Here is a 15,636-nt window from a genome sequence, read left to right as displayed (position 1 = left end):
AAATGTTTAAAAAAATAATCACTTTTTCAATACTACTACTATCATTATTGAGCATTAGCTGTAAAGACGATGTTTTGCCAAAACCATCAAGCCATTTACGATTGGATTATCCAGAAGCAAAATATGTAAATTTCGAAAATGGCTGTCCATTTGCTTTCGAAATGAATTCAGAAGCTGTTATCAAAGGGGAAAAAGATTGTGGATTTACCATTACGTATCCAAAAATGAAAGCCACTATTTATCTCACTTATAAACCAGTAAATAATGATATTAATAAATTGTTGCGTGACGCTCAAAAACTAACTTACGAACATGTCATAAAAGCAGATGATATATTGGAGCAACCTTATTTAAATCCTCAAAAAAAGGTATATGGAATGTTTTACCAAGTGGATGGGAATGCGGCGACAAACTCTCAATTCTACGCAACAGATAGTACCAAACATTTTGTAACGGGTTCTGTTTATTTCTATGCAAAACCTAATTTTGATTCTATCATGCCGGCAGCGAGTTATGTCAAAAATGATATGCAAAGGTTAATGGAGACCTTGAAGTGGAAATAATATTTCGTAAAAAAAACTTCTCAATTGAGAAGCTTTTTTTATATAATAATTTCGATTACGATTTCATGTCCGAAACCTTGTATGTTTTTCCATCCCCCGTAGCTTGAACTACTTTAGTCAGGCTTTGCGGATTTTGAACGGTTTTGTCAAAAGTTACCGTGGCTAATTTTTTATCAAAATCTACTGTGGCTTTTTGTACGCCATCCAGATCGGATAATTCACTTTCTATTGTTTTTGCACAACCAATCGCACAAGTCATCCCGTCTACTTTGAAACTGGCTGTCTGCAAATTAGCGGCTGCAATTTCTTTTTTAACTTTCGGAACAGTAGCTTCTGTTGAAGCTATTGTGGTTTTAGTAGCTTCTTCAGTGTTTTTTTTGCAACTTACAAATAGAAAACCCGCAAGGGCTATCGCTGCTATTGATTTTGTGAAATTCATTTTTATTTGGACTTAAAGTAAAGGTCTAATTATCAGTTGCAAAATTAATAAAAAAAAAGAAGCTCTAATTCATAAAATTATTACAATTTTGGGGCAAAATTAGATTTATGAATGCAAGACAATTGAAATGGGTTTACTTGATAATTCTTGCCTTAATCTGGGGAAGTTCATTTATATTAATAAAAAAGGGATTAGTGGGTTTAACTGCTTTACAATTAGGCTCTTTGCGAATCTTGTTTGCGGCGATTTTTTTGTTAGTGATAGGTTTTAAAAGTTTAGCCAAAATTCCGAAAGAAAAATGGAAATATATCGCACTTACCTCGTTGTTTGGTACATTCACACCTGCGTACCTTTTTGCCATTGCCGAAACTGAAATTGATAGTTCTATAACCGCTATTCTTAATTCCTTGACTCCCTTAAATACTTTGATTTTGGGAGCGATGGCTTTTGGGATAAATTTTAAAAAAAGTCAGGTTTGGGGCGTTTTTATAGGTCTTATAGGTAGTTTGCTTTTAGTTTTTAACGGTGCCATAAATCATCCAGAGCAAAATTATTATTACGCTATTTTGGTTATAGTCGCTTCTGTTTGCTATGCCATAAATGTCAATTTATTAAAAAAATATTTGCATGATTTGAGTCCGTTGAGTATTACTACTGGGAATTTTGCTTTTCTGTTGTTTCCAACATTGCTTATTTTATTTTTCTCTGGTTTTTTTGATGTAATTCATGTTGATGCCGTACAGCATTCAGTTTTGTTTATTATGATTTTGGGAGTAGTAGGAACTGGAATTGCTAATATTCTTTTCTTTAAATTAATACAGATGTCTTCGCCGGTTTTTGCTACTTCGGTAACGTACCTAATTCCAATAGTTGCTTTCTTTTGGGGATTATTAGACAATGAAATGTTGACCTCAGTTCAGTTCTTCGGTGCATTTATTATTTTGATTGGAGTTTATTTATCAGCGAAGAAGAGTAATAATTAGATAACAAAGAAGGCTATCTTTTTGGATAGCCTTCTTTGTTATAAGTAATAGAAAATAGAAATTATTAGTAAATTGGTCTTTCTACAGGATTTCCATAATTGTCAAAATAAAATATAGGGATATTTAATTTTTCTAATCCTGGAAGTACTTCCGATCCTTTTCCGGCAATTATAATTCGGGTATTGTCTAGAAGGAAATACTTATCGGCTGCACGAAGAATGTCTTCTGGCGTTACGGCGTTTATGGTTTTGATGTAATTTTCATAGAAATCAGCAGGAAGATCTTCGGTTTCTATGTTTAAGGCGTATCGTGCTATTGCCTGAGGTTTTTCTACTTGCATTACAAACCGACCTATATATCCGGCTTTTACACTTTTAAGTAATTCAGGAGATACTTTCTCGGTTCTTATTTTTTTAATTTCTTTGATGAATTCCACAACGGCACTATCAGTAACGGTGCTTTTTACAGAGGAGGCTGACTTTATTTTTGTTACGTATTTTCCAGAGCCAATGATTGCATTTGCACCATAAGTCCAGCCGTTTTTTTCTCTTAAATTCATATTGAGGTAACTATTGAAATCTCCGCCAAGAATATAAGTTGCAATAACTGCGGGGAAGAAATCAGGATCGCTCATTTTTAAATTCACGATATTCACTAACGAAATTTCTGATTGAACGGCATTAGGGACATCAATAAAATTGATTTGGGTAAAAGGTACATTTTGGGGAGCAGTATAGGTCAGTTTTGGAGTGCTTCTTTTTTCCCATGAACTAAAAAGTCTTTCAACGATAGGTTTTACATCGTTATATTTAATGTCTCCAATAATTACCAAATAGCCATTTTCGGGAACGAAGTAGTTTTGATAATTGGATTCCACATCCGCAAGCGTGACGTTTTTAATGGTTTCTTCGGTCATGTATTCGCCGGAAGGATGGTTTTTTCCAAAGGCAAGCGCATCAACCACTCTGTTCGCAATTGCAGGAACGCTTTTTTCCTGTGCTTTGAGGCCTTCTAGTAATTTGGCTTTTTCTTTATCGAATTCTTCTTGGGTGAATTTTGGATGCAATGCTCCGGAAGCCATGAGCTCTAATATTCTCCCTGAATATTTAGAAAGGGAGCTGGCATAAGCGCCTTGTGAACTAAAGTTGATATTGGCACCCAAAAAATCAATTTCTTCATTGAAAGCATCTTTTGCAATTTTTACACTTCCGTTTCCGATCAGGTTATTACATAATTCATCAACACCTTTTTTATTGCCTTCTGCAAATGGAGCGTTGTCTAATGCAAGATTAAAAGTTACTCGGGGTAGTTTGTGATTTTCTACAATCATTACTTTTAAGCCATTGTCTAAAATAAAGGTTTGTGGCTTTTTTATATTTACGACCGGAGAAGCTCCAGGTTTTGGTTGTGGACGATTTTGTGCTTGCATGATTCCTGTTATGAACAAAATGAATAATAGAATAGTTGTTTTTTTCATGATTGAAAAGGTCTTAATTTTGAGCCTCCGCTTTTGAAGGAACATAATCCAAAATAAGTCTTTGATTTGGATTTAAGTATTTGTTGGCTACCGCTCTAATTTCTTCACGCGTTATGGAATGAAACAGGTCAATCTCTGTGTTAATCAAATTCACATCGCCATAAAGCAAATAGTAAGTTGCTAAATTTTCGGCGATTCCTTCTAAGTTTCCATTCTTATTCACAAAACGATTGTCAAACGTGTTTTTCAATTTTTGAAAATCTTTTTCAGAAATCAATTCGGTCTGGATTTTTACAATTTCCTCGTCAACTTCTTTAATTAAATCAGCAGAAGTGTGTGTTCCCATTGGTAAGCCATACAAAATATACATACCATAATCTTCTTGACTAAAACCAACAGCGTCTATTTGTAACGCCATTTTTTTCTCATCTACAATTTTCTTGTATAGTTTAGAGCTTTTTCCATCGCTCAAGTAGGACGAAATTAAATCCAATACTCTGGCATCTCTCGTTTTCATCGAAGGAGTTCTATAAGTAGCCACAACCATTGGAATCTGGATATTTGAATCCTCGTAGATTGCTCTAATAGTTTGTGTAATAGGTTCTTCGGTAAAAGTTTGTTTTTTTATTGCTGCCCCTTTTTGGATTGATCCAAAATATTTCTGAATCCATTCTTTAGCCTTGTTTTTTTCGAAATCTCCTGCGACTACCAAAACTGCGTTGTTCGGAATGTAAAACTTTTTATTAAAAGCCTGAAATTCTTCTAAAGTAGCGGCGTCTAAATGTTGCATCGAGCCAATTGTGGTCCAACGATACGGATGGTTCTTAAACATATTTTCCTTTACGGCTCCAATAATATTTCCATAAGGCTGATTATCATAACGACTTCTCTTCTCTTCTTTTATCACCCCGTTTTGAGTGTCAACGCCAATTTTATTAATTACAGGATGCATTAATCTTTCGGATTCCATCCAAATTGCTAATTCTAAGTTGTTTGATGGAAATACTTCATAATAATAAGTGCGATCATCTGAGGTGTTTGCGTTATTTATCCCTCCATTTGACGTCACGATTTTAAACCATTCGCCACGTTTAATGTTTTCCGTTCCTTCGAATAAAAGATGTTCAAAAAAATGAGCAAATCCAGTTCTGTCCGGTGTTTCATCTTTCGAACCTACATGGTACATTACAGAAGTTACTACAACGGGTGCCGATGGGTCGTTATGTAATATGACATGCATGCCATTATCTAAATCATATTCTTCGAAAGCTATTTTTTGAGCCGAAGCTATTCCTCCTAGCATAAGTGCAGTGCTTAACATTATTATTAATTTTTTCATACGGATTAATACATTTCTATTTACAATAGATAAAAACGAAAAATATTTATACTTCAAAAATACCTTTTTTTAATTATGATTGTCTGGTGATTTCAAATTTCGATGAATTTTAACAAATTTTGATGAAAAATCTGTTGCTGTAGAGGCGATAAAACGTTGAAAAACAAAGAATAAAATGATTAACTATTTTTTTGTTTAAGAGATTGCAGAATAAATATTTAATTGTATATTTGCAACCTTAAAAATTATTAAAACAATTCAGTATGTATGCAATCGTAGAGATAGCAGGGCAACAGTTCAAAGTAAGCAAAGACTTAAAGGTTTATGTTAACCGTTTGACTAATGAAGAAGGTTCAAAAGTTTCTTTTGACAAAGTTCTTTTATTAGATGATAACGGAACAATCACTTTAGGCGCCCCAGCTATAGAAGGTGCTTCAGTAGAAGCTAAAGTGTTACAACACTTAAAAGGAGATAAAGTTATCGTTTTCAAAAAGAAAAGAAGAAAAGGATACAAAAAGAGAAACGGTCACAGACAATATCTTACTCAAATTGTAATTGAAGGTATTACTGGTGTTGGTGCAAAGAAAGCAGCTCCTAAAAAAGAAGCAGTTGAAGCAACTACAGAAGAAGTTGAAGCTCCTAAGAAAAAGGTAGCTAAAGCTAAAAAAGAAGACACAAAAGAATAATAACAAAATAAAACTAATACGTCATGGCTCACAAGAAAGGTGTCGGTAGTTCTAAGAATGGTAGAGAATCAGAATCAAAACGTTTAGGCGTTAAGATATTTGGTGGTCAAGCTGCTATTGCTGGGAACATCATCGTAAGACAAAGAGGTTCAAAACATAATCCAGGTGAAAACGTTTACATCAGTAAAGATCACACACTACACGCAAGAGTAGATGGAGTTGTTTTCTTCCAAAAGAAAAGAGATAATAAATCTTATGTTTCTATCCTTCCATTTGAAGTTGAAGCATAATTGATTTACTCAATTATTTAAAAACCCGTTTTGAAAGAAACGGGTTTTTTGTTTTTAATATTTATGAAAAATTGATATTGTGATTAATATTGGAGGTTTAGACTGCAGATTTTTGATATCTAAATGGGCTTGTATATTCATTTAGATAGATGCTATAGAGTCATAGCTGTTTTATAAAACTCAATCGGATACAAATAAAAAATTAAACTTCTGATTGATTTATTCTAAGGTTCTGTATAAAATATAGAGATTCAACATAAAGTAGAAAAAGGCAGGTAAGGAAACCAATAAAGAATCTTTTATCTTTATTCTTACACACACGCCAAGCAACATCAACAAAGCTAATCCTCCTGAAGCAAGTATTAAAATAGTGTGGTTCTGGACACCAATAAACAAGCCTAGAGCACCTGTCAATTCCAAAATAGCGGTTAATGGACCAAACTTTTCTAGACCAAAGCGTTTGAATTCATTTTTCATATTTGTAGAAACAAAATATGCGATTCCATAGATGAGAAAAGAGGCTGCCGAAAAGAAAATAAGTACATTTAAAAAATTCATATTTTAATTATTTGGAAGCGCATAGTGCGACAAAAAGGGATAATGCCAAAAGGAATAAAGATGGATAATGTTTAGACCAAGGATTTTTTGCTTTGAAATGAAAAAATTGTGCGCTTATCATTAAAAAGGCCATTATGAGTGCCGGTATAAATACTAATTCAGGATACCAGATTCCTGTTATTAACAAGGTTGATAAGGCTATTTTTGTGGCTCCAACGATATTTCTTGTCAAATCCGGTAGGCCGTATTGTTTAAATTCGTTAACAATATTATCAAACCTAAAAATCCAAACATAACCTACAGACAGTGCGATTACAAGTTGAGCAATAATAGAATAAGTATTCATGGTTTTATAGTTTAGGTTGTTCTTTTCTTCGGTTTTATGAATAGGTTTTTTCAGTAGGTTTAATTTGCTGAAAAGAAATAATTTACTCAAATATACACAAACTTAAATTATAATGATTCCGTTACGGATTTATTAGTAAATAATAAACAACGTTTCTATTGGTATGGCTAACTGAACTTTTGTCTGTTAATAATAGTTGATTAGATTTAGAATGGCGCTTTCAAACGGGAGATAAGTGGGTAGCGTTGGTGTGAATTATTAAAAGTGGTTCAATGATGTTATGTTCAAAAACAAGAAACCCTCGCATTGCTGCAAGGGTTCTAAAAATCCAATACTCTAAAAATTAAATTTCAGACTAGTATCTGTAATATTCTGGTTTGAATGGACCTTCAACTGGAACACCAATATAATCAGCTTGATCAACTCGTAACGTTTCTAATTCAACACCTAATTTAGCTAAGTGCAACATTGCTACTTTCTCATCTAAATGTTTTGGTAACATATACACGTCATTGTTGTATGCCGCGCTGTTTTTCCACAATTCGATTTGCGCTAGCGTTTGATTAGTAAATGAGTTACTCATTACAAAACTTGGGTGACCTGTAGCACAACCAAGGTTTACCAAACGACCTTCAGCAAGGATAAGGATGTCTTTTCCTGCAATCGTATATTTGTCCACTTGTGGTTTGATTTCGATTTTTGATGCACCGTGGTTTGTGTTCAACCAAGCCATATCAATTTCGTTATCAAAATGTCCAATGTTACAAACGATAGTTTTGTCTTTCATTTTTTCGAAATGAGAACCCAAAACGATATCTTTATTTCCAGTAGTCGTAATGATAATATCAGCAGTAGCAATAACAGTATCTAATTTCTTTACTTCAAAACCATCCATTGCAGCTTGAAGCGCACAAATTGGGTCAATTTCAGTAACCGTAACAATGGAACCAGCACCTCTAAAAGAAGCTGCAGTTCCTTTACCTACGTCACCGTAACCACAAACGATTACTCTTTTTGCAGCTAGCATAATATCAGTTGCACGACGAACCGCATCAACTGCAGATTCTTTACAACCATATTTGTTATCAAATTTCGATTTAGTAACCGAGTCATTTACGTTAATTGCAGGCATTGGCAACGTTCCGGCTTTTACTCTTTCGTACAATCTGTGAACTCCTGTTGTAGTTTCTTCAGATAATCCTTTGATTCCAGCAACCAATTCCGGAAAACGGTCAATAACCATATTTGTCAAATCTCCACCGTCATCAAGAATCATATTCAATGGTTTTCTGTCTTCACCAAAGAATAATGTTTGCTCAATACACCAGTCAAAATCTTCCTCGTTCAACCCTTTCCAAGCATAAACTTGAATCCCTGCAGCAGCAATCGCCGCAGCAGCTTGATCTTGAGTAGAGAAAATGTTACAAGAACTCCAAGTCACTTCAGCACCAAGAGCGATTAAAGTTTCAATCAAAACCGCAGTCTGGATTGTCATGTGCAAACATCCTGCAATACGAGAACCAGCAAGTGGTTGTTCGTTTTTGTATTCAGCACGAAGCGCCATTAAACCTGGCATTTCAGCTTCTGCTAGTTCAATTTCTTTTCTTCCCCAAGCCGCTAGAGAAATGTCTTTAACTTTGAAAGCCACAAAAGGCATAGTTGTAGTACTCATTTATAGTATATTTGTAATTACTTCGTCCGTTCGCCTTTAGGCTCGGGCGTAAAATTTTTTTGCAAATTTACGGAATAACTTTAGAATTTAACTGTTTTCTAAAAGATTTATGAATTGTTTAATTCGCTAATCTTTTGAACATTAACTAAATAATTTCATTAAGCTGGACTTGTTTCAGTTTCTGGAGCTATTTCCCGTTATTCGCTATATCTTTTTCCACGCAAAAAAGCCTGAAAAAAGGATGCCGCTGCTACCGGGGCTAAAAAACGAAACTAAAAAAACGATGCCGCTTTTCAAAACCATAAACTTCAATTCCACGACCCAAATTCTCGTTTGGAAAGTAACTGAATCCTTTACAGAACTATTTGAACAAGTCGTCTTAAATGATAGCAATCGCATGCGCCTTGACGGAATGAAATCCGAAATGCACCGGCGCGCTTTTCTTAGTGTTCGCAAGTTGTTACAGGAAACAGGCCACAGCGATTTAGATTTGTATTATGACGAATTCGGCAAACCGCATCTTCATGGCGAGAAGCATATTTCGATAACACATTCCCATAATTTTTCGGCAATTATTATCAGTCACGAAACCGTAGGTATCGACATCGAATTGCAAAGAGACAAAATCATCCGAATCGCAGATAAATTCTGTGACTCAGAATTTCACTTCTTATCGCCAAGCTTTGGGCCCGAAAAAAAACAAGATTACATTCGGAAATTGACTGTAATTTGGGGAGCCAAAGAAGCCATTTTTAAAATCCGAAACGAAAAAGGAATTAGTTTCAAAGACCATATAGTTGTCGAGGATTTTCAGATTAACGTTAAACAAATGACAGCTAAACTTCATTTTAATAATTTGGTTAAAGATTTCAATATTTATTTCGAAGAAATAGAGGATTTCACTTTAGTTTATGCCTTCGAAAATTAGTATTCAATTAAATAATCCGAGTAAAATTAAAATTCCCATTACCTACGTGCCAAAAATGATAAATATTTATAACGAAATCATCCAGTCGAAAGTCGAAAACCAAAAATTGTTGGCGATTCTTCTTGATCCTGATAAAGTGGTTTTGGAAAACCTTGGTCTTTTAATTTCAAAAATCAGTCATTCACCAGCCACCCATATTTTCATTGGCGGAAGCCTTGTTCTAACTACTATTCTTGAGGAGTTAATTGTACAAATTAAACAAAATTGTGATTTGCCAATTGTTCTTTTTCCTGGAAATCCATCTCAGATTTCAGATAAAGCAGATGCGATTTTATTCCTGTCGCTAATCTCAGGAAGAAATCCCGATTATTTAATAGAACATCAGGTAAATGCGGTTCCGGTTTTGAAACAAACAGATTTAGAAATAATCTCGACTGGTTATATTTTAATCGAAAGTGGAAATGAAACTGCAGTAGGACGCGTTAGTAAAACCAAGCCTTTAGACCGGAATAATATTGATTATGTAATTCAAACCGCACAAGCAGGAGAAATGTTAGGAAATAAATTGATTTATCTTGAAGCTGGAAGCGGTGCAAAACATGCTGTTCCTTTTGAAATGATTAAAAAAGTTTCTCAAAATATTGAAATTCCATTAGTTGTTGGAGGTGGAATTGTAGATTTGCAAGGAATTCAAAAGGCGTACAATGCAGGAGCCGATTTGGTGGTAATAGGAACGGCTTTTGAAAATGACATGAATTTTTTCAATCAATAATTTAAAAGATCTAATGATAGAATATTTTTTTTCTCAATATAGAGATTACCCAACATTCGACATTATTCTGGAAATTGTAGCGGTAATTTTTGGACTATTTAGTGTTTGGTATGCTAAAAAAGATAATATTTTGGTTTTTCCTACAGGGATTGTAAGTACCTTAATATTCGTTTATTTGCTTTGGAAATGGACTTTATGGGGTGATATGATGATTAATGGATATTATTTTGTGATGAGTATTTATGGTTGGTACCATTGGACCAGAAAAAAAGAGGATACGGTTGAGTTCCCAATTTCAAAAATTTCGAGATCTGAAAAACGAATTGCGATAATTCTTTTTATATTTACGGTCGCATTTGTGGTTTCAGTTTATCACTATTTTCATAAATTTACTACTTGGTATGCTTATGTTGATACCTTTATAACGGGTATTTTCTTTATCGGAATGTGGCTTATGGCCAAAAGGAAAATTGAAAATTGGATATTTTGGATTATAGGCGATGTAATTTCCATTCCACTGTATTTTATAAAAGGTTTTACTTTTACAAGTTTTCAGTATCTAGTATTTACAATTGTTGCCGTTTACGGCTATTTAGAATGGAAGAAAACCTTAAACAGTTCCCCAAAAATGGAACTACAGAAATCATAAAAATTGCTCTTTTTGGTCCTGAAAGTACGGGCAAAACTACTTTAGCAAAGCAACTCGCCGAATACTATAATACGGAATGGGTTCCTGAGTTCGCACGAGATTATCTTCAAGAAAAATGGAATAAAAATCAACTTATTTGTGATATTGATGACATGTTGCCTATCGCATATGGTCAAACCCAATTAGAAAATAAAAGTCTTTTAATCGCTAATAAATATCTTTTTTGTGATACAAATTTGATGGTGACAAAGGTATTCTCTGAAGTGTATTATAATTATTGTGATCCACTATTAGGGGAAGCGGCTCTTGAACATAAATACGATTTATTTTTCCTGACTGATATAGATTTTCCTTGGGAAAAAGATGATTTGAGAGATAGTCCGGAAAAAAGAGAATCTGTATTTGCAGTTTTTAAACAATCTTTAATTGATAATAAAAAGCCATTTATAACGCTTTCGGGAGACAAGAATTTACGATTAAACAAAGCCATTTCAATAATTGATGACTTGACAGAGGCTAAGAAAATGGGTTTTTCTCCCGCTGATTTTGTGCAAGTTTACGAACAAGGAGTTCCATTAGAAAATATCAAACAACAATTGAGTTTTTTTAGAAACGGAATAGAAAAGAGTAATCTTGTTGGACCCGCAACTTTGTTTAACGGTATTTTAAAATTATCTGAAAAAAATTTTCAAGAAAAAGCAATATTTTTTGATAAAAACAAAACAAATTTAAAATTAGAAAAATTCGTTCCTGCATCGGGAGCAGCAAGTAGAATGTTTCAATTTTTGATTGCTTTTCTAAATGAGTTTGATGTTGAAAATGAAAGTATTAACGCTTATATAAACAGGAAAAAAGATACGGAACTGTCTATATTTATAGTTGGCTTAGAAAAATTTCCATTTTTTGAAGCAATTGATGAAAAGTTGAGAAAAGAATTCCCTGACTTTGAGTCGCTTAATAGAGATTATAAAAACTATTATTTTATAAAGTTGCTTTTAGCTAAAGATTTCTTTGATTTTTCAAGTAAACCTAAGGGAGTCCTTCCTTTTCATAAATACAAGATCCATACAGCAACGGCTTTAGAAGAACATTTGTATGAATGTGCTTATTATTCAAGTTCAAATGATAATGCCCATTTGCATTTTACGGTTTCAGAAGTCCATCAAAATCAATTTGAAAGTATAATTGATACTGTAAAAAAATCAATTGAAAACCAATCAGGCACAACAATAAAAGTTAGTTATTCCTATCAAAATAAGAATACAGATACTCTTGCAGTTGATTTTGAAAACAAGCCCTTTAGGGATGAAAATGGAAGATTATTTTTTAGACCAGGTGGTCATGGTGCTTTGATAGATAATTTAAATAACCGGGATGCCGATATTGTTTTTATAAAAAATATTGACAACGTAAGTCAAAATCACATTCAAAAAAATGTTCTGTATAAAAAAGCATTGGCAGGAATTTTATTAGAAATACAACAACGTTTATTTAAGTATTTGTACGCAATAGATGCTGAAGAAATTCAACAAGATTATATTGATGAAATTTTGCTTTTTTTGGAAGAAAAATTAAATATTAGAACTCCCGACGATTTTTACGAACTTAGTTTTGAGAATAAAATTATCGAACTTAAAGTTCTTTTAAACAAACCCGTCAGAGTCTGTGGAATGGTAAAAAATGAGGGGGAACCTGGTGGAGGACCATTCTGGGTGAAAGATGAAAAAGGCGCAGTCTCGTTGCAAATTGTAGAAAGCTCTCAAGCGGATTTGTCAAATGAAAGTCAAAAGAAAATCCTTGATAACGCTACTCATTTCAATCCTGTTGATTTAGTTTGTGGGCTTAAAAATTATAAAAAAGAGAAGTTTGACCTAAGGAAGTTTGTGGATCATAACAGTGGATTTATTGTAGAGAAAAACACATTAGGAAAAACTATCAAATCATATGAATTGCCTGGTTTATGGAATGGTGCTATGGCAAATTGGATTACCATATTTGTTCAAGTACCTTTAATTACCTTTAATCCAGTAAAAAGCGTAAATGATTTATTAAAATCGGCACACCAGTCTCAATAAAATTGGAAAAAGAAAAAATCATATCAGAATTAACGTTGAAAGCCGTTCGAAGTAGTGGTGCTGGCGGACAAAATGTAAATAAAGTTTCTTCTAAAGTGGTTTTGACTTTTGATTTGAAAAAGTCACAGTCATTAACCGAAGAGGAGAAACTGCTGCTGGAAACTAAATTATCATCCAGATTAACGACTGAATTAGTTTTAATTTTGAACTGTGATGAAGATCGAAGTCAGCTTAAAAACAAGGAAATTGTTATCAAACGATTTTTGGAAATAATCAAAAATGGATTAATTATTCCTAAAGAAAGAAGAGCAACTAAAATTCCCAAATCGGTTATTAGAAAGCGAATAAAGAATAAAAAAAATATTTCTGAAGTTAAAAAAAACAGGAAAAAACCTAATTTAGATTAGGTCATTTTCACTTTTTTTTCTAAAACTTTAAACTTTGAACAAAAAAAACTACTTTTGCACCGTCTCAAAGGGGTGCTCTAAATAACGAGCTGAGATTATACCCAAAGAACCTGGACAAGTAATGTTGTCAAGGGAAAAAATGACAAAAAGATAGCGTGCACACTACCGATTTGTCATAGGAAACAATCATTTTAATTTAACAAAAGAATAATTCCCCCTTTTATTCGTACTCTTTTTACGGATGAATACATTATTTTATTTTATTGGCCTCAAAGGCACAAAGACACAAAGTTCAAAATTCTTGTTGTCAGTTATCTTTTCTCTATTATCTGTTTATTCCTTTTCACAAGTCAAAGACACAACCAAAGTAAACCAACTCGATGAAATATTGGTTTCGGCAGTTCGTGTTACTTCAAAAACTCCGGTTAGTTTCAGCAATTTAGATAAAAAAGAACTCAAATTTAGAAACTTGGGACAGGACATTCCTATTTTAATGAATTATTTACCGTCAGTTGTAACCACTTCCGATGCTGGAAATGGAGTAGGATACACTGGAATACGTGTTCGTGGTAGCGATGCAACCAGGGTAAATGTCACCATTAACGGAATTCCTTTTAATGATTCTGAAAGTCATGGAACTTATTGGGTGAATATGCCAGATTTCGCTTCTTCGGTCGAGAGTTTACAATTGCAACGCGGTGTAGGAACTTCAACAAATGGAGCTGGTGCTTTTGGTGCGAGTTTAAACATGTTGACGGATAGTTATGCTGCAGTAAGTAATGGTGAAATTTCTAATTCTTTTGGAAGTTTTAATACTCAAAAACATACTGTAAAATTCAGTACGGGTTTAATGAATGACCATTTTGAAATTGCAGGTCGTTTGTCAGCTTTAAAATCGGATGGTTATGTTGACAGAGGCGCTTCTGACTTGAAATCTTATTTTCTTCAAGGAACTTATGTGGGGAAAACTACTTTGATCAAAGCGTTGGCTTTTGGCGGAAAAGAAAAAACCTACCAATCCTGGAATGGAATTGACGAAGCAACTTTAAACAGTGACAGAACGTTCAATTCATCTGGAATCTTTACAGACGAATTTGGAAAAACAAGGTTTTATGACAATGAAACCGATAATTACCAACAAGACCATTATCAATTACATTGGAACGAAAAAGTTTCCAATAATTGGAGTACGAACTTAGCTTTTCATTATACTAAAGGAAAAGGATATTATGAGAATTATAAAGAAGATGCGAAGTTTTCAAGTTATGGTTTGACTCCAATCGTTATTAATGGGGCAACAATAAAGAAAACTGATTTAATCCGCCAAAAATGGTTGGATAATGATTTTTACGGAACCACATTTTCTGCGAATTATAAGAGTGATAAACTGGACGTCATTTTTGGTGGTGGTTATAACAAATATGAAGGAAATCATTTTGGGAAAGTAATTTGGGCTCGTTTCGCTTCTCAAAGTGAATTGGGAGATCATTATTATGATGATTATGCTACAAAAACCGATGGAAATATTTTTGCAAAAGCAAATTATCAAATCGCAGCAAAAATAAGCCTATTTGGAGATTTACAGCTTAGAAACGTACACTATAAAGTCAATAGTTATGAAACAGGTCTGGTAAATGATACCTTTAATTTCTTCAACCCGAAGGCAGGTTTGAATTACGATATTAATACTAATAATAAGCTGTATTTTTCCTACGCAAGAGCTAATCGGGAACCTAACAGAACGGATTATGAAGGCGGAAATGCGAAACCAGAAAAGTTGAATGACTTTGAAATGGGTTGGAGATATGATGCTGATAAAGTACAATTCAATTCGAATGTGTATTATATGGCATACAAAGATCAATTGATCTTAACTGGAAAACTAGATGACGTAGGAAGTCCGATTCGCTCTAACAGCGAAAAAAGTTACCGTTTAGGATTAGAGGTTGACGCTACGATTGCTTTATCAAAACAATTTATTATTCGTCCTAATTTCACTTTAAGTGCCAATAAGAATATTGATTTAGCTGTTGAAGGGGAGTATTACGGAACTACTGATATCGCGTATTCACCAGCTGTTATAGTGGGCAATATTATTGTTTATAAACCTTTAGAAAACCTTCAGATTTCATGGTTACAAAAATTTTTAGGCGAACAATATATGAACAATATTGAATTGCCGGCAGCAAAGTTGGCTAATTATTTTGTGAATGATTTGAATATCGCTTATGAAATCAAACCGAAATCAGTTTTCAAATCAATTGTAATTACAGGTTTGGTTAATAACATTCTTGATAAGAAATACGTCTCAAATGGGTACATGTACGACGTTTATCCGTATTATTATCCACAAGCCGGAATCAACTTCTTGGCTGGTTTGATATTGAAGTTTTAGAAAAATATCAACTGAAATTTTAGAAATCCTGACGGTTTGACTGTCAGGATTTTTTTT

The 15,636-nt window shown here is 33.6% G+C and carries 16 protein-coding genes; 10 read left to right on the top strand and 6 right to left on the bottom strand.

Annotated features, from left to right (window positions below):
• Positions 1-2: 2 nt before the first annotated feature.
• Positions 3-563: a gliding motility lipoprotein GldD gene (gene gldD / locus ACFX5D_RS00325; protein ID WP_379856295.1), complete on the top strand. Its 561-nt coding sequence runs from the start codon at positions 3-5 to the stop codon at positions 561-563.
• Between the two features lie 55 nt (positions 564-618).
• Here the strand turns inward: gldD and ACFX5D_RS00320 are convergent, their stop codons facing one another.
• Positions 619-1,002 (bottom strand): heavy-metal-associated domain-containing protein, encoded by a 384-nt coding sequence (locus ACFX5D_RS00320; protein ID WP_379856294.1) that lies wholly within the window; start codon positions 1,000-1,002, stop codon positions 619-621.
• A gap of 107 nt (positions 1,003-1,109) precedes the next feature.
• Between ACFX5D_RS00320 and ACFX5D_RS00315 the strand changes: the two genes are divergently transcribed.
• Positions 1,110-1,985, top strand: coding sequence for a DMT family transporter (locus ACFX5D_RS00315; RefSeq protein ID WP_379856292.1), 876 nt, complete (start codon positions 1,110-1,112; stop codon positions 1,983-1,985).
• A 64-nt stretch (positions 1,986-2,049) separates the two neighbouring features.
• Here ACFX5D_RS00315 and ACFX5D_RS00310 read toward each other — a convergent pair whose 3' ends face one another.
• Both ACFX5D_RS00310 and ACFX5D_RS00305 read right to left on the bottom strand, forming a co-directional pair.
• The gene (locus ACFX5D_RS00310) at positions 2,050-3,462 is read right to left on the bottom strand and encodes a M16 family metallopeptidase (RefSeq protein WP_379856291.1); all 1,413 of its coding nucleotides are present in this window, start codon (positions 3,460-3,462) and stop codon (positions 2,050-2,052) included.
• 13 nt (positions 3,463-3,475) lie between these two features.
• On the bottom strand, positions 3,476-4,801 hold the full coding sequence (locus tag ACFX5D_RS00305) for a M16 family metallopeptidase (RefSeq protein ID WP_379856290.1): 1,326 nt from the start codon (positions 4,799-4,801) through the stop codon (positions 3,476-3,478).
• A gap of 263 nt (positions 4,802-5,064) precedes the next feature.
• Here ACFX5D_RS00305 and rplU point away from each other — a divergent pair, with 263 nt between their 5' ends.
• Complete coding sequence (rplU, locus tag ACFX5D_RS00300; protein ID WP_379856289.1) at positions 5,065-5,487, top strand: 50S ribosomal protein L21; 423 nt, start codon at positions 5,065-5,067, stop codon at positions 5,485-5,487.
• A gap of 23 nt (positions 5,488-5,510) precedes the next feature.
• On the top strand, positions 5,511-5,777 hold the full coding sequence (gene rpmA, locus ACFX5D_RS00295) for a 50S ribosomal protein L27 (RefSeq protein ID WP_035669638.1): 267 nt from the start codon (positions 5,511-5,513) through the stop codon (positions 5,775-5,777).
• Between the two features lie 219 nt (positions 5,778-5,996).
• Here the strand turns inward: rpmA and ACFX5D_RS00290 are convergent, their stop codons facing one another.
• The 3 genes from ACFX5D_RS00290 to ahcY all read right to left on the bottom strand — a co-directional run bounded on the left by ACFX5D_RS00290 (position 5,997) and on the right by ahcY (position 8,353).
• The gene (locus tag ACFX5D_RS00290; RefSeq protein ID WP_379856288.1) at positions 5,997-6,335 is read right to left on the bottom strand and encodes a DoxX family protein; all 339 of its coding nucleotides are present in this window, start codon (positions 6,333-6,335) and stop codon (positions 5,997-5,999) included.
• 7 nt (positions 6,336-6,342) lie between these two features.
• Positions 6,343-6,681 (bottom strand): DoxX family protein, encoded by a 339-nt coding sequence (locus ACFX5D_RS00285; protein ID WP_379856287.1) that lies wholly within the window; start codon positions 6,679-6,681, stop codon positions 6,343-6,345.
• A gap of 355 nt (positions 6,682-7,036) precedes the next feature.
• Positions 7,037-8,353 carry an adenosylhomocysteinase gene (gene ahcY, locus ACFX5D_RS00280; RefSeq protein WP_379856286.1) on the bottom strand — a complete coding sequence of 439 codons (1,317 nt, stop codon included), beginning with the start codon at positions 8,351-8,353 and terminating at the stop codon, positions 7,037-7,039.
• Positions 8,354-8,636: 283 nt separating this feature from the next.
• On the opposite strand from ahcY, the gene ACFX5D_RS00275 reads away from it, so the two are divergent.
• From ACFX5D_RS00275 to ACFX5D_RS00250, 6 genes are all read left to right on the top strand, one after another.
• Complete coding sequence (locus tag ACFX5D_RS00275) at positions 8,637-9,281, top strand: 4'-phosphopantetheinyl transferase family protein (RefSeq protein WP_379856750.1); 645 nt, start codon at positions 8,637-8,639, stop codon at positions 9,279-9,281.
• Positions 9,282-9,336: 55 nt separating this feature from the next.
• Positions 9,337-10,053 (top strand): phosphoglycerol geranylgeranyltransferase, encoded by a 717-nt coding sequence (locus ACFX5D_RS00270; protein WP_379856285.1) that lies wholly within the window; start codon positions 9,337-9,339, stop codon positions 10,051-10,053.
• A gap of 13 nt (positions 10,054-10,066) precedes the next feature.
• Complete coding sequence (gene pnuC, locus ACFX5D_RS00265) at positions 10,067-10,702, top strand: nicotinamide riboside transporter PnuC (RefSeq protein ID WP_379856283.1); 636 nt, start codon at positions 10,067-10,069, stop codon at positions 10,700-10,702.
• Positions 10,651-12,777, top strand: coding sequence for a DUF4301 family protein (locus tag ACFX5D_RS00260; RefSeq protein ID WP_379856282.1), 2,127 nt, complete (start codon positions 10,651-10,653; stop codon positions 12,775-12,777). The genes pnuC and ACFX5D_RS00260 overlap by 52 nt, the downstream gene beginning before the upstream one ends.
• A 2-nt stretch (positions 12,778-12,779) precedes the next feature.
• Positions 12,780-13,184, top strand: a complete 405-nt coding sequence (gene arfB, locus ACFX5D_RS00255; protein ID WP_379856281.1) for an alternative ribosome rescue aminoacyl-tRNA hydrolase ArfB — start codon at positions 12,780-12,782, stop codon at positions 13,182-13,184.
• Positions 13,185-13,425: 241 nt separating this feature from the next.
• Positions 13,426-15,579: a TonB-dependent receptor gene (locus ACFX5D_RS00250; RefSeq protein WP_379856280.1), complete on the top strand. Its 2,154-nt coding sequence runs from the start codon at positions 13,426-13,428 to the stop codon at positions 15,577-15,579.
• Positions 15,580-15,636 lie beyond the last annotated feature (57 nt).

This window comes from Flavobacterium fructosi (genome assembly GCF_042787335.1).
GTDB lineage: Bacteria > Bacteroidota > Bacteroidia > Flavobacteriales > Flavobacteriaceae > Flavobacterium > Flavobacterium fructosi.
This window is presented reverse-complemented; position numbering and strand designations above follow the sequence as displayed.

Bases quoted from the DNA above. Each gene is read 5' to 3' on its own strand.
- gldD (WP_379856295.1), top strand. From the start codon at position 3: ATGTTTAAAAAAATAATCACTTTTTCAATACTACTACTATCATTATTG.
- ACFX5D_RS00320 (WP_379856294.1), bottom strand. From the start codon at position 1,002: ATGAATTTCACAAAATCAATAGCAGCGATAGCCCTTGCGGGTTTTCTA.
- ACFX5D_RS00315 (WP_379856292.1), top strand. From the start codon at position 1,110: ATGAATGCAAGACAATTGAAATGGGTTTACTTGATAATTCTTGCCTTA.
- ACFX5D_RS00310 (WP_379856291.1), bottom strand. From the start codon at position 3,462: ATGAAAAAAACAACTATTCTATTATTCATTTTGTTCATAACAGGAATC.
- ACFX5D_RS00305 (WP_379856290.1), bottom strand. From the start codon at position 4,801: ATGAAAAAATTAATAATAATGTTAAGCACTGCACTTATGCTAGGAGGA.
- rplU (WP_379856289.1), top strand. From the start codon at position 5,065: ATGTATGCAATCGTAGAGATAGCAGGGCAACAGTTCAAAGTAAGCAAA.
- rpmA (WP_035669638.1), top strand. From the start codon at position 5,511: ATGGCTCACAAGAAAGGTGTCGGTAGTTCTAAGAATGGTAGAGAATCA.
- ACFX5D_RS00290 (WP_379856288.1), bottom strand. From the start codon at position 6,335: ATGAATTTTTTAAATGTACTTATTTTCTTTTCGGCAGCCTCTTTTCTC.
- ACFX5D_RS00285 (WP_379856287.1), bottom strand. From the start codon at position 6,681: ATGAATACTTATTCTATTATTGCTCAACTTGTAATCGCACTGTCTGTA.
- ahcY (WP_379856286.1), bottom strand. From the start codon at position 8,353: ATGAGTACTACAACTATGCCTTTTGTGGCTTTCAAAGTTAAAGACATT.
- ACFX5D_RS00275 (WP_379856750.1), top strand. From the start codon at position 8,637: ATGCCGCTTTTCAAAACCATAAACTTCAATTCCACGACCCAAATTCTC.
- ACFX5D_RS00270 (WP_379856285.1), top strand. From the start codon at position 9,337: ATGATAAATATTTATAACGAAATCATCCAGTCGAAAGTCGAAAACCAA.
- pnuC (WP_379856283.1), top strand. From the start codon at position 10,067: ATGATAGAATATTTTTTTTCTCAATATAGAGATTACCCAACATTCGAC.
- ACFX5D_RS00260 (WP_379856282.1), top strand. From the start codon at position 10,651: ATGGAAGAAAACCTTAAACAGTTCCCCAAAAATGGAACTACAGAAATC.
- ACFX5D_RS00250 (WP_379856280.1), top strand. From the start codon at position 13,426: ATGAATACATTATTTTATTTTATTGGCCTCAAAGGCACAAAGACACAA.